Genomic DNA, 12569 nt, shown 5'->3' with positions numbered 1-12569 from the left:
CCTATTGTTTTTGGCTTTGTTGCATTTTGGCAATCATGTCATTTAAATCACTATAGACCCAGGCTTCAATAATTTGATGATTATGATCCAGGCGAAAAATGGTAATCCCACTATAAAACACGGATATACCTGTGGCGGGAATACCCGAAAATTCATTCTTATGGGTTCCATGGCCATGCCAACGTGTCACCACTTTATCGCCACTCACAATAAGATCATCAATCTGATGCAGTAGATCGGGAAAGGCCTTATACCATTGTTGTAACGCTTCTTTGAAATCCTGTAAATTGGCTGCTTGTTCATAGCTAAAATGAATTGAAGTCTTTGCTGAAAATAGCTCATCAGCTACTGCCACCTTTTGCTGATTCCACAGTTCATCAAAAACTCTTCTCACTGTCTGCTCTATCGCTGAAGTCATATTCATACGCTCTCTTTGCTTCATGGGGTAACGGATTACGCTGCAGGATTATGTGTCGTACTCTCTAGTTTTTGGGCTTTATTTCTATATGCTTTAACTTCTTCTTGCTGCTCAAATAATCCTTCGTTTTTTTGTTTATTACCTATTGGCACAGCCTCTTCCTGGGTAGCCTTTTCATCTGTTGCTTTTTTTCTGGGGGGAGGATTGTTGAACAACTCTAAAGACTCTTGTAAATTATTTTCTTCTGCATGTTCACGTAGCGTGTCAACAAGAAGATTGTTCGCCTGCAATCCATCTTCCAGAATCTTCTTGAGCAAGTTTTCTGTGGTTTCTTTTCCCTGCTGTGCGTTAAATTGAATTGTCGGTGCTTCCTCTTTTTCTTGCATACTCACAACTAAAAAAATAGAGAATATTTAGAGTATAGTTCTCTTTTGAAATTATGGTGCCATACTCTTATTTAAGGCAGTTGCCGCAAGAAGAACCCCCGCCGCCGCAGTTAATCCGAAGGCTAAAGCAGGTTTAAAAAAACTAAATTGATTGGGTTTTATTTCAGCTTTGTTCACTTTAGGTTTTTGGATCACTGCCGTATCCTGTGTCGAACTTGCATCCATAAGCATGGTAGGGCCTTGTGGCGGGCTTGCGTTCACAAGCATTCCTTTACGCGCTTTAATAATTACCTTAGAAAAAAGGATATTATCCTTTCTTGCTTCCATAATGTAATCACCAGGCGGCACATTGAGAAAAGCCACGCCGCCATCCAGTGACGTCGATTTCAAAGTGCGGATAAAAGGATTGGTTTTGTGGATAAATGGAAAAATATCAAAATAAAAAGTTCGTACCTTTACGTTAGGAGATAAACTGACTGTAACCCCCTCAACACCTTGTGGAATATCATCCATGGTTGTATTAGGCGGTGTTATGGTTGCAGCAATTTGGCACGCGTCCGGATCTTCAGCTTCTCCAATAGCAAATGAAAGTAATTTATAAGCCATATTGGAAGGAACTTGGAATGAAATATTTTTAACGTAATTTTCATGGTTTATTCCTTCTGGTGGGACAATCACCGTAGCGGTTTGTGTTGTCTTATATCCAGTCCAAAAAGATCCTGGTTTCTCAAAAACTAAAGTAATGGGCTTGCCGACAGCCCATGCAAATGGTCCAAATTTTCCAGAAGCGTCCGTCTTAAATTTTAGTTGGTTATTTTCAAGTACAGTAATTGTTGCATCTGCAATAGGCAGTCCAGAGATAAACGAACGAGCAAATCCAGAAACCAAGACTGCTTTCATAATAAGTTCCTTTTCTAGATGTTCCCTTAATTACTTCGTACTCTAATGGAGCCTAGCAAAAATATAAAGCCCAATTACCCTAATAAAAATATTGTCTAATCAGTATGTTGCCAAAAATGATAGGCTAAATAAGCGTTAAGCTTAGGTAAAATAAATTCTGGCTTTAGCTCTTTAAAAAGTTCGAGTGCATTCTCCTTATGTTCCGTATCAGGAGTATTCATATATAAATCCGCCTTAAAGTCAGACAGATGAACAGCAACATGATTTATGCCATCTTCAAAAGTAGACCAATCATGTTTATTTATCCAAGGAGAAAAAATTGTAAACGAAGGCTTGTTGAGCGCTTTCGCCATATGGATTGCGCCACCTTCATTACCGATAATCGCATCACACTCATTCATAATCGCAATAAACGTTCTTAAATCATAATTGGATAGCTCAAAAAATATCTTCTTTTTGGCGTCATCATTGCACAATTCATAGACTTTTTGTGCTTCCTCTTTTTGGTCAGGCAAAAAATTAAATAAAATATTCACATCGACCTGGCTTACTATCTGATTCACCAGCGTTGCTATATATTCAAGAGGATATGTTTTTAAAGGACAACTCCCCAAAATGTTAAGCATTAGGTTTTTTTTAGCAGGGACATGGTGTTTTTTAAATAAAAGTGCAGCCCTTTGTTTTTCATCTTCAGAAAGATAGATTTGCGGATGGCGTTCAGGTACTACATTGTTTAAAAAGGGTTGAATTAAAAGCAGTTTTAAATCAATCATCCGACCAGGCGGAGTGTTCTTTACTGATTCTCGAGGAAGATTATCTGTATACAGAAAGGTCCTGTATTTTTTCCTATAAGAGACCCGACGCTTTGCGTTACAAAGCCAAACAATAATCCAGCTTTCCAATTTGGTATACGCATCAATTACAATATCGTAGTGTTCACGCCTGATTTGCAAAGCAAACTTTATAAAAGTACGGACACTAGTCCTATGTTTAGGATGCAAGGTAATAACCCGACTAATGTTAGGGTTTCCTTCTAATACAGGTAAAGCCTCTTTATTCACTAAGTAATGGATCTCTGCATTCGGCATTATTTTTTTTAAGTTATTACAAATAATACTACTCATTAAAACATCACCAATTTTTTTATGCTGCATGACCAATATTTTCATTTTATCATCTTATTAAAACTTAAATCGATAAAGAGCTGGAGTTTCAATAGTCACAGTTTCCACCTACGATGAACCCACCACCATTGTTCGGGATGTTCAAGAATTAATTGTTCCAATTGTTGGTTATACCGTAAGGTATTATTAGATATTGCCTGCTCCTCATCCGGATGGGTCTCCCATGATAAGGCGGGGAAAAACTCCAGTACATGTTTACCATTGGCTAGGCGATAGCATGCAAGAGGCACCACCGGAGCTTGATATTTACCGGCAAAAAGAGCCAAACTGCGGAACGTTCCTGCCTTAGCATTAAAGAAGTTTACGGCAATACCTTCTTTATTTTTAAGTTCGGCATGCTGATCCATGGTAAATAAAACCGTTTCTTTATTTTTTAGTGCCTTGATTATTTTTAGCGGGGCTCCAGCTTTATCAATTCGTTGCCCACCATAACGCTGATTACGGTTAAAAATGAGCCGTTCAAGCCACTGGATACGAATGGCCTTTCTAATAATCCAAATAGGACCAATTAACGATTTCAATTGAGAAAATACCAGTGAAATAGTTAACTCCCAGTTCCCTATGTGCCCCATAAGCAGAAAACATCCATGATCTTGTTTTTTGGCCTCCAAAAGATGCTCAATCCCTTTAATTTCCACGCGATTATCAACGCGCGCATACCAATCCATAAAGATTAACTCTTTGATAGTGGAAGCCACATGCGAGTAGAACGCCCAGGCCAAATGCTTTTTCTCTTTTAAAGAAAGCTGATTCTTAAAAACACGATCGATATTTTCCAGCACGATTTTCCGACGTATCGGTACTAAATAATAAAATAGAAATCCTGCAATACTAATGCGACATTGACTCCTCAACTACATCTCCTACGACATTACCACCGCTTATACGACCACAGCCACTGCTCAGGATATGCAAGCAGCATTTCCTCCAATCTTTTATTATATTTTTCCGTATTTTCCAGATAGGCTTGTTTTTTGTCTTTAGAAGCATCACTGGGAATTTCAGGGTAAAATTCGATAATATGTTGTTTTTTGTTTAATCGATAAAAACTAACGGACAATACGGCACAATTCAGACGATGAGCCAGATAAGCGATGCTTCCATAAGTTTTACTTGGCTGGCCTAAGAAACTGGCGCTTAAACTGGACTTGCTATGGCAAGGTGGTCTTAAATCAAAAGGGAAAAAAACAACATTTTTAGTTCTTAATGCAAGACGGGTTTCAGCAAGCGCATTATTTTTGTTAATTATTTTAAAGCCCGCTTTTTCAAAACGGCCCCAAAAAATAGAATTTAGAAAACTGAGTCGTAATGCTTTACGAACACAATAGTAATGGTGTGCTCCTTTTTCAACTTGGTTCAGTGAGAACAGAGGAGCAAACTCCCAATTACCTAAATGCCCCGTTAAAATAAGCACCCCATTTTCTTTTTTGAGCGCATTATATAGATGTTCGACACCAATAAGTTTCACCCTCTTCTCTAAAGATTTTTCTGTTAAAAAATTCATTAAAAAAAGTTCTTTGATACAAAGAAATATATGGGAATAATAGGCAATAGCAATACGTTTTTTCTCGTAGGCTGAAAGCAAACCATGGAATACTTGCTCGATATTTTTTTGCGCAATGCTGTACTTTGTGGGCATCAAGAAGTAAACAATCCACCCTACCCAATTCACCGGAAGCACATTACAATTGCGTTTCATCTCGAGCATACAACATCCTAATCTGTAGATTGCAACAAGCAGAAAATTTGCTCACGCAGTCTACCTACGCGGGTATAGAAAGTAAAGGGATAAACAGTCCAATACCAATCTCGACAACGAGCCCCTACAATCGAAATATAAATGGAGTAATTGATACACTACCCTATATCAGTTTTATACGGTCTAAGATGTAGGCAGCAGGTAAGCATAGCCAAAAGTACTCATTTTTTCTGGATGTTTCTCCCACACCAGATTGAATTTATCGCCTAATTGAGCATTGGGAAACTTTTCAGCTAAATAGCTTGGTATTGCATACTCACCATCGTTTTGCAGCCATATAAGAATAGCGCCATTCATTTTTACCTCTGATAAATTGATCCATTCTGATATACGTATGTCCCCATTAATCCATACATTAGGCCGATGTTTTTCACTGCTGTAGAAAGCTATATTTCCAGCGATCCAGGTGTCGCCAATAATAAATTTTAAAGGTGTCTGTGTTTTTGTATGCCATAATGAGTGAACGTATTTTGACAATTCAAGTCCTGGAAAATCTACTCGACGCGGATTATCATTTTTTTCATTTGCGTGATAGTAATTGACGCCCACATAAAGTGTAATCTGAAACAGAAACATGACTATCCAGAAGGAAAAAAATTTGTAAATCCTATTTTTATTCACTTCAAAATAAGACAAGAGTGCAAGCGGGATAAATGATAAGAAAGGCATACCATACATATCCTTTATTTTATGACCGCTAATAAAACTAATCAAAATTAATAATACAATGGGAGACCAAGCCAACCAGGAAACAATCTTTCTTTTGAAAATTTCTTCAGTTTTCTTGGGGCTTATAGCATGAAAAGGATATAATAAAAGGCAGACTCCTAATAAAGAAAAAACACAATCAAGAATTTGGACCAGCAAAAAACGTAGGGAATAATATAGGCTGTCTTTGACGGTTAAAACATCCCCAAGTCTATCTTTGATATAATATTGGGGGAGAAAATTATGCTGAATTAACCACTGAAGGTGCGGAATGAACAGTATAATAAAGGACAACACCGTCAGATAAGGACCTGCTTTTTTAAAATTATTACGAGCACGAGAATTGAAGACCAGGAATAAAAAAAGTACGGTCGCTTGTATTAGGGTGGTGTATTTCGTGTAAAAACTAAGCGCAATGATGCACCCAAGCAAGATCCAATAGATTATATTAGAGCGTAATAAAGCCAGCGCAAATACATAACTTCCTATCGCTGTCCAAAACATTTGTAATACATTAGGATTAAATTCCGTAGATAGAAAATTAAAGTAGACTATATTTTGTGCCAATGCGGCTCCCATTAGTCCATGAATTGGACTAATAAGTAAAGCCCCTGTTCGATATATTGCATATAAACTAAATCCGCTAGCGAATGCGGACAATCCATAAAATCCAACGGGAGAAGTTCCAAATAGATAATATACAGCCTGGAGCAACCATGCATACAGGGGGGGATGTCTGTAAGTGCCTAAAGGCCATTCGTTGCCCCAAACAAATCCTTCACATACATCAAGCGGGACATTAAGTTGAAAAATCGCAGGCAAAATTACCCAACAGCTGATATGTAAAAAGAAGAGACTCCAGAAGCAATAGGAAATATGTTTTTGAGAGTCCAAAAATTTTAGTCTGTTGCCTCGTGCGATACTATACACATTAACCATCTACATAATTTTAAGGGCTTAAGATTAGCTCAAGTTTCTTATTCTCTCAAGGCATTAAAGAGGCCCAAGAAAAAAATCAACTACATGCCGCTTTTGGCAGAGCAAAATCCAAAACTAGAGAAATAACCTGAAAATTAGTTCCCAACCTCGAAAATAAAATAGTATTTGGCTTTTAGATCTCAGTTAAGTAATATCAGCACATTAAAAAACTACCGTATTGATTCATTATGGATATAAGCAAAACTCCAACTCGGATTGCAATAGTTGCTGGAGAAGCCTCTGGAGATTTATTGGGGGCAGGATTAATACGCGAGCTAAAAAAGCATCTGCCGGATATTGAATGGATGGGCATTGGTGGTCCTGAGATGATACGGGAAGGTTTTAACTCCAGGATAGACATGCAGCGCCTTTCTGTTATGGGAATTAGTGACGCGCTGCTTCATTACCCTAAATTATTCAAAATCAGAAAAATGCTCTATAAGGAATGGCAGAAAAATCCTCCTGATGTCTTTATTGGAATTGATTATCCTTATTTTAATTTATCTCTAGAGCTACGCCTAAAAAAATTGGGGATTAAAACCGTCCATTTGGTCAGCCCCAAAATCTGGGCTTGGCGACAAAAACGAGTTTTTTACATTAAAGAGGCTGTTGATTTAATTCTTACTTTATTTCCTTTTGAAGAGGTTTTATATAAGAAGTTCGATGTCCCAGTACGCTATATAGGCCATCCTCTTGCTGATCATATTGACATAGACATTGATGCCGCCCCTATCAGAAAACAATTGGGCTTTTCAACTCAAGACAAAATAATTAGCGTCCTCCCAGGAAGTAGGGCAAGTGAAATAAAATATATGGGACCGTTATTCCTTGACGTCATGCATGAGCTCACGACACAGATGCCTGATCTTCAGTTTATTGTGCCAACAGCCAATGCCAATCTAAAAGCGCTTTTTTTACAACAAGTAGCAAGTAAGGGGTATGATTTAAAGCTTAAGATACTGGATGGGCAATCTCGTGAAGCCATGCTTGCTTCGGATTTTGCGATAGTCAAATCAGGAACGGCCACATTAGAAGCCATGCTATTAAAACGTCCCATGGTTGTTGCCTTTAAATGGAGTGCGTTAAATCATGCCATTATCGCCCCTCAAGTTAAAATCCCTTTTATCTCCTTACCTAATATTTTAGCAAACCAGAAATTAATTCCTGAGTTTATCCAATCTGAAGCATTAGCTAGGCCAATTGCCCAAAAAGTATTTCAATTGTTGAACTCTACAGATACCGAGGAACAGAAAAAACAATTTACGAGCATACACCACTGCTTAAAACAAAACGCCAATGAAAAAGCAGCCTTAGCTATTTATCAGCTTCTGGGTACTTGTCGCTCTTAAGCCGTTTTTTTAAAAAGTAAGTTTGTCTGTGCCATTCACGATCTGGTAAAGCAGGATAGCCTCCCACTCGCGCACCTGGGTCAACATCTTGAACTGCAGTAGAACCAACCAGAATCGTAGCACGATCTCCTATAGTAAGATGCCCACTTACTCCAGCTTTACCAGCTAAGGTAACATATTCACCTAGTTTACTGCTGCCCGCAATACCGACTTGCCCACAAAGAATAGACCCTTTCCCAATTTTTACATTGTGACCAATCTGGATCAGATTATCCAAACGGCACCAATCACCAATTTCAGTATTTTCCATAGAGCCTCTATCAATACAGGTATTGGCTCCAATTTCAACATGACTTCCGATAACAACCCCACCAGCCTGGGGAATTTTATAATATCCATGCTCATCGCCAGCAAAACCAAACCCATCTTGGCCAATTCGTGCTCCTGGATAAATCAATACCTGATTTCCCATAACGGTATGACTAATACTGACATTATTTTCAATACAACAATCATCGCCAATGACGACACCATCACCTATAAAAGTATTAACTCCAATTTTACAACGAGCGCCGATACGAACGTGCTCACCAATATAAACACCATGAGCAATGTGACATTCTGGACCAAGCGTAGCGCTTGCAGCAATAAAAGCAGTCGGAGCAATAAAATGTTTCACTGCATCAGTTGGGTAGAAGACCTGTGCAATAAGTGCATAAGCCTTATAGGGATTAGGATGAACCAATAAATGCATCTGTTTGGGTGCATGATGTATGTAATTTGGTGAAATAATGCATGCACCTGCTTGAGAGTTTTTTAGCGCTTTTATGTATTTTTTCTCATGCAGCATGGAAATATGATGTTCTTGAGCATTTGCAAGTGGCGCAATATCTGTAACGGTATATGTCGCGCCACCATTATGATGAAGTGATGCGCCAGAACACTTTGCTAAATAAGCCAAACTAAAAGGACCTTGGGGAGTAGAAAATCGAAATGACACAATGCAAACACCTTAATTAATGAATCTTAACGATACAAGCCACGAGTAGAACCTTTAAGAAAGTGCACGATATGATGGATATCAATATTATCTGCAAACTCAGATTGTACTTGTATGATGGCTTCTGCAATGCCTAATCCTTTATGAAATAAAGTCTTATATGCACGTTTAATACAGCTTTTTGCTTCAGATGAATACCCTCTTCGACGTAAACGTTCGACATTAATCCCATATAATTTTGCCGGGTTTCCTGAAACCAAGGCATAAGGACAAACATCTTTAGTGATTAAACTAAGAGCCCCTATCATGGACATACGACCTAGTTTGATAAATTGATGTAAACCACAAAGAGCGCCGACCGTGACCCAATCCTCAATAACGACATGGCCACCAATGGCCACCGCGTTTGAAATGATATTATGATTCCCAATAAACACATCATGTCCCACGTGCGCTGAGGTCATAAGAACATTATTATTACCGATGCATGTCTGTCCGCCTCCTCCTCGCGTTCCACGATTTATAGTGACGTACTCACGAATAATATTATCATTTCCAATAACGACCTTACTGATCTCTCCATTAAACTTGAGATCTTGAGGAATGCCTCCGATAATGGCCCCGGCACTGATCTGATTACGCGCCCCAATTTCTGTCCATCCCTCAATTGTTACATGGGAAGCAATTGATGTTCCTTCTGCAATCCTTACATTTTCACCGATAATAGAATAAGGACCGATTATGACATTAGGACCGATTTTAGCCCCAGGAGCAATCAATGCTGTTGGATGAATTTGATTCAGGCTAGGAATAACATTAATTGCTAAATGATCTAATTGACTCACTAGCATTTTTACCTCCACAACTTAAATCTCAAAACAACGGTCATTTTAAAGGTACATTAAGTATCCAAACATAATGTACCTTATAAAGCCTTTCTCAATCTAAAAACAAACTTCTGGATATTGTGTCTTTTAGATTAACATGTGTAACTTGCTTTAATGAAAACGTCACGAACAGCAAATCTTTGAGCAAAGTAGATATTATTTTTAGAAATACTGCTACGTATTGACTCTGCATTAACCTGTGACCAATATTGTTCTGTATTAAGACCACCTTGAACGCCAAAGCTGCTGCCGTTATGGAACGGGATTGTTGCTGCTACTGCGATATTCGAGCCCACTACAATAGAAGTCCAAAGCGTTGTTGGCGTAGATTGCTTATAACTATATTGATTCATCACCGCATTAGTTGGGTAATTAGGAATAACTCCTGAAGTACTTAACTTTTCATCCCAGCCAGAATTATAAGAACCACCTAAAACAGACGCCGATACATCGCCGACAACACTTATATAACGATTTAGGCTCCAAGATGCTCCCATACCAATTTGAGGTCCAATTCCGAAATATTTTGCTGAGTAATCAATTTCATCGTCTAATGGAGTTTCGAGCAATGCAAAATTGGGCGTTAAAAATGCCATGGTTCCATTGTATTCAGCTGAAAATCCTTTTTTAAACTCAGTCGCCTTAAGTCCATAAAAACGTGAAAAACGCACATTTTTTAAAACAGAACTTTGGAAATAATGATGTGTTAATAATTCAGCAGTTTGGAAATCATAGTGAGAACTGACCGACGCACTCGCATTAATCATTTCCTGTCCACCAGCATGTAGCAGGCTAAAGAAACTATTTTCATTTTGCACAATTTGGCTTAAGCGGTTTGATAGTACGCCTTGGGGTCCGGTATTAACTATCTCACTAAATCCTTTGCTTTTTAAATTAGTATAAGTAAATGTCACATCGTTATCTTTCTGCGGGCCAAATGTATAACCAGCGCCTACTGTAAAGCCCCAACGCGAGCCAGGTCTTATTTGATGTGCAACAATATCGCCATCCACAGTAAACGTATCGGCAAATAAAGTTTTATTAATTCCTTCGTCACTTAAAGAACCATATATTGCACCGCCAGTAACGAAAAAGCCGTTGCTGTAGTTTTGAACATCACCTAAAGTACCGGAAAAAGCGAGGGTGCTGTTAGCAAGAAATAAGCCGAAAAGAAACTTCCCTTTTTGTTTTAAAATTATCACGTTCACTCCATTAACAGATTACATTTAACAAAAATTTAATCAGAAATCCTCTGAGGCTATAGATTAGCAGAATCCAATTAGATGTCTATATGTTTACCCTTAACTCAGGTAATGAAATCATAAGTCTAACGTGTAAAATAAAAAGACAAAAAGAGCCACTTTTAAGGAGAGTAAAACCTATCCGTTTCGACACATTTTTTTCCGAAAAGTGCTCTCTGCCCCCCAATAGTTGGAACGGGAAAATTTTTTATGTACAAGAAAAACCACGTGGCGTAAGTAAATTTACAATTGACAACCATGCAGAAAAAGTTGACCCTGAGTGATGGTTGCATCCCTATTCTTTTAAAATATTATTTTGGAAATAGATCGCTATGGCACATTTTAAAAAAATAATTTTCTTCTTTTTATATTTCACTCTAAGTATTAATTCCCATAGCCAATCACTAGAACAAGATAATGAAATCCTAATTAGCTACACTTCGCTAGGGATGCTTCCTAAAGAAATGGCAGAAGTAGCCTTAAAAAAAATGCCGCCACTTGATGCACTGACAGCAAAGTACGATGTAACCCTTTATAAAATTAATTATAAAACCCCTGCACCCGATGGACATATAAGCACCGCCTCTGGTCTCGTTGCGATCCCCTCAGTACCGGGTGACCTGGGCATCGTAAGTTATCAACATGGAACTCGCTTCAACCACAATGATGCACCGTCCAGAATGACAGAGGGTGATGCGATTTATCCTGCCTTGTTTGCCAGCCATGGTGGTTATTTGACAGTGCTGCCAGATTACCTTGGTTTTGGAGATAACGAGTTAACCCTACATCCTTACGTACAATATGAAACCCTTGCCAGCAGTAGTGTGAATATGCTTTTGGCCGCCAAAGAACTTGCCCAAAAAATACATATTAAAGTAAATGATCAGCTCTATATTGGTGGTTACTCAGAAGGAGGCTTCTCCTCTTTAGTGATGTTTGAATTACTTAGCACACAGTATCCCAACATACCGGTTACTGCAGTTGCTTTAGGTTCAGCACCTTATGACTGGGATGAAACGATGAAATTCATCATGCTTGATCCTGGCCCCAGAGCAACTGCCTATTTAGCGTATTTTTTCTATTCCCTGCAAGCTTATAAAAACTATTGGACTGATTTAAATCAGATATTTGTCAGCCCATATCATGTCATTGTTCCCAAATTATTTGATGGACTTCATTCGTCGAAAGAAATACTTAATGCGCTCCCGCAAAATCCAGCATTAATTTTTCAACAGGAATTCTTCAATGCCATCTTAGATCATACAGATAGCCACTCGGACAACCTTAGGAGCTATTTCAATCATTATGATTTCTCACCAACAGCACCGTTACTGCTTATCGGTACTAAAGGAGATAAAGACGTGCCTTATCATGGTGCCGAACTCGCTTATGAGCAATTTACAAAATACAGCAGTGCCGTCTTTATTCAATCAGTCAGCGACACCCTCGACCATAGAGATGCCGGACCCTATGTTTTTTATGAAATGCTCAAGTTCTTCAAGCATTCCCATTCCGGATAATAAGATGACACTATTAAGCTAAGCTCAATAGTAAGGTAGGCTGGGCCGTTAAGCCCAGCGTTTGCTGAATTAATTCTTATTTCTCAAAATGTCCATTATGAAAACCATCACGGTAATCTCAATTAACAAGTACGTACCATAATGTTCATACATTGGCATTGTTACATGCTGGGCTTAGCTGTGTATAGACCGGGGACATCCCTGACATATGTTCGGGGACATAGTTGACACTTTACAAT

At 38.5% G+C, this 12569-nt stretch carries 12 protein-coding genes; 2 read left to right on the top strand and 10 right to left on the bottom strand.

Annotated features, from left to right (window positions below; genetic code table 11):
* Position 1 precedes the first annotated feature (1 nt).
* The 7 genes from BGO44_RS15320 to BGO44_RS15290 form a co-directional block, all read right to left on the bottom strand.
* Positions 2 to 424, bottom strand: coding sequence for an ester cyclase (locus BGO44_RS15320; protein ID WP_237760476.1), 423 nt, complete (start codon positions 422 to 424; stop codon positions 2 to 4).
* Positions 425 to 453: 29 nt separating this feature from the next.
* On the bottom strand, positions 454 to 804 hold the full coding sequence (locus BGO44_RS15315; protein WP_273201285.1) for a hypothetical protein: 351 nt from the start codon (positions 802 to 804) through the stop codon (positions 454 to 456).
* 51 nt (positions 805 to 855) lie between these two features.
* Complete coding sequence (locus tag BGO44_RS15310) at positions 856 to 1704, bottom strand: carboxypeptidase regulatory-like domain-containing protein (RefSeq protein WP_237760477.1); 849 nt, start codon at positions 1702 to 1704, stop codon at positions 856 to 858.
* Between the two features lie 95 nt (positions 1705 to 1799).
* The gene (locus tag BGO44_RS15305) at positions 1800 to 2873 is read right to left on the bottom strand and encodes a glycosyltransferase family 9 protein (RefSeq protein ID WP_273201287.1); all 1074 of its coding nucleotides are present in this window, start codon (positions 2871 to 2873) and stop codon (positions 1800 to 1802) included.
* A gap of 50 nt (positions 2874 to 2923) precedes the next feature.
* Complete coding sequence (locus BGO44_RS15300; protein WP_058511150.1) at positions 2924 to 3742, bottom strand: lysophospholipid acyltransferase family protein; 819 nt, start codon at positions 3740 to 3742, stop codon at positions 2924 to 2926.
* 17 nt (positions 3743 to 3759) lie between these two features.
* A complete protein-coding gene (locus BGO44_RS15295; protein ID WP_058511151.1) occupies positions 3760 to 4596 on the bottom strand; it encodes a lysophospholipid acyltransferase family protein in 837 nt (278 codons plus the stop codon).
* 174 nt (positions 4597 to 4770) lie between these two features.
* Positions 4771 to 6177 carry a glycosyltransferase family 39 protein gene (locus BGO44_RS15290; RefSeq protein WP_273201288.1) on the bottom strand — a complete coding sequence of 469 codons (1407 nt, stop codon included), beginning with the start codon at positions 6175 to 6177 and terminating at the stop codon, positions 4771 to 4773.
* A gap of 344 nt (positions 6178 to 6521) precedes the next feature.
* On the opposite strand from BGO44_RS15290, the gene lpxB reads away from it, so the two are divergent.
* A complete protein-coding gene (gene lpxB, locus BGO44_RS15285; RefSeq protein ID WP_273201289.1) occupies positions 6522 to 7682 on the top strand; it encodes a lipid-A-disaccharide synthase in 1161 nt (386 codons plus the stop codon).
* Here lpxB and lpxD read toward each other — a convergent pair.
* The 3 genes from lpxD to BGO44_RS15270 all read right to left on the bottom strand — a co-directional run bounded on the left by lpxD (position 7648) and on the right by BGO44_RS15270 (position 10771).
* Positions 7648 to 8685: a UDP-3-O-(3-hydroxymyristoyl)glucosamine N-acyltransferase gene (gene lpxD, locus BGO44_RS15280; RefSeq protein WP_273201294.1), complete on the bottom strand. Its 1038-nt coding sequence runs from the start codon at positions 8683 to 8685 to the stop codon at positions 7648 to 7650. The two genes, lpxB and lpxD, sit on opposite strands and share 35 nt — an antisense overlap.
* A gap of 23 nt (positions 8686 to 8708) precedes the next feature.
* Positions 8709 to 9533, bottom strand: a complete 825-nt coding sequence (lpxA, locus tag BGO44_RS15275) for an acyl-ACP--UDP-N-acetylglucosamine O-acyltransferase (protein ID WP_058511155.1) — start codon at positions 9531 to 9533, stop codon at positions 8709 to 8711.
* 128 nt (positions 9534 to 9661) lie between these two features.
* Positions 9662 to 10771, bottom strand: a complete 1110-nt coding sequence (locus BGO44_RS15270; protein ID WP_058511156.1) for an Lpg1974 family pore-forming outer membrane protein — start codon at positions 10769 to 10771, stop codon at positions 9662 to 9664.
* A 371-nt stretch (positions 10772 to 11142) separates the two neighbouring features.
* Here BGO44_RS15270 and BGO44_RS15265 point away from each other — a divergent pair, with 371 nt between their 5' ends.
* Positions 11143 to 12330: an alpha/beta hydrolase family protein gene (locus tag BGO44_RS15265; RefSeq protein ID WP_273201291.1), complete on the top strand. Its 1188-nt coding sequence runs from the start codon at positions 11143 to 11145 to the stop codon at positions 12328 to 12330.
* Positions 12331 to 12569 lie beyond the last annotated feature (239 nt).

Origin of the sequence: Legionella sp. 39-23 (assembly GCF_001897665.1) — a bacterium.
Taxonomy (GTDB): Bacteria; Pseudomonadota; Gammaproteobacteria; order Legionellales; family Legionellaceae; genus Legionella; species Legionella steelei.
The sequence above is the reverse complement of the archived record's forward strand: the minus strand, read 5'-3'. Positions and strand labels throughout refer to the sequence as shown.

Bases quoted from the DNA above. Each gene is read 5' to 3' on its own strand.
- BGO44_RS15320 (WP_237760476.1), bottom strand. From the start codon at position 424: ATGAATATGACTTCAGCGATAGAGCAGACAGTGAGAAGAGTTTTTGAT.
- BGO44_RS15315 (WP_273201285.1), bottom strand. From the start codon at position 804: ATGCAAGAAAAAGAGGAAGCACCGACAATTCAATTTAACGCACAGCAG.
- BGO44_RS15310 (WP_237760477.1), bottom strand. From the start codon at position 1,704: ATGAAAGCAGTCTTGGTTTCTGGATTTGCTCGTTCGTTTATCTCTGGA.
- BGO44_RS15305 (WP_273201287.1), bottom strand. From the start codon at position 2,873: ATGAAAATATTGGTCATGCAGCATAAAAAAATTGGTGATGTTTTAATG.
- BGO44_RS15295 (WP_058511151.1), bottom strand. From the start codon at position 4,596: ATGCTCGAGATGAAACGCAATTGTAATGTGCTTCCGGTGAATTGGGTA.
- lpxB (WP_273201289.1), top strand. From the start codon at position 6,522: ATGGATATAAGCAAAACTCCAACTCGGATTGCAATAGTTGCTGGAGAA.
- lpxA (WP_058511155.1), bottom strand. From the start codon at position 9,533: ATGCTAGTGAGTCAATTAGATCATTTAGCAATTAATGTTATTCCTAGC.
- BGO44_RS15265 (WP_273201291.1), top strand. From the start codon at position 11,143: ATGGCACATTTTAAAAAAATAATTTTCTTCTTTTTATATTTCACTCTA.